This window comes from Streptomyces sp. AC627_RSS907 (genome assembly GCF_019049165.1).
Window position 1 is genome coordinate 1 of record NZ_JAGMUE010000813.1, and the last position, 564, is coordinate 564.

2 protein-coding genes are annotated in these 564 nt (G+C 74.8%); both read right to left on the bottom strand.

The window, feature by feature from the left end:
• Positions 1-86 (bottom strand): type I-E CRISPR-associated protein Cas7/Cse4/CasC (locus KUM32_RS38775; protein ID WP_217146488.1); only part of this gene is annotated, 86 nt, incomplete at its 3' end.
• A 153-nt stretch (positions 87-239) separates the two neighbouring features.
• Positions 240-564: type I-E CRISPR-associated protein Cse2/CasB (gene casB / locus KUM32_RS38780; RefSeq protein ID WP_217146487.1), on the bottom strand; the 325-nt coding region annotated here is incomplete at its 5' end.

The following is a 564-nucleotide window of genomic DNA, read 5'->3' on the forward strand; positions in this document are numbered from 1 at the left end:
GGGTTCCCCTGGTCGTCACGGTTGAGGTTGGCCGGGGGGACGGTCTGCAGGATGTGTACGTCGACGTACGCGCGGGGAGCGGGCAGCTCCACGGGACCTCCAGGGGTCGGGTAGGGGGCCGGACGGTTCTCCCGGCCTGGTGAGTGAGCTGGTCTGTGGGTGGGGTGGCGGGCGCGTGCCCGGTGGCGGGGGCGTACCCGGTGGCGGGCGCGTGCCCGGTGTCAGGGGCGTGCCCGGTGTTACGAGCGCGCCGGACCTTCGCCGTCGGTTCCGGTGCCCTCGGTGTCCTGGTTGGCGGGCTTCCACACGTGGTAGGCCAGCCCCCACGTCCGGCGGACGCGCTGCCGCTGCTCCGGGTGGGTCCACCGCTCCAGGTCCCGCATCAGCCGGTCGTAGTCCAGGCCGATGCCCTCGGCCCGTAGCTGCGGGACCAGGCCGCGCAACCGGTAGAGCAGGGCCCGTACCGAGGTGGCGTTGACGGCCGCCGCCACGCGCCGGTCCAGCGCCTCCGGGCTGAACCGGTCGGCCACCCGCAGGGAGCGCAGGGCGGAACCGAGGCCCACC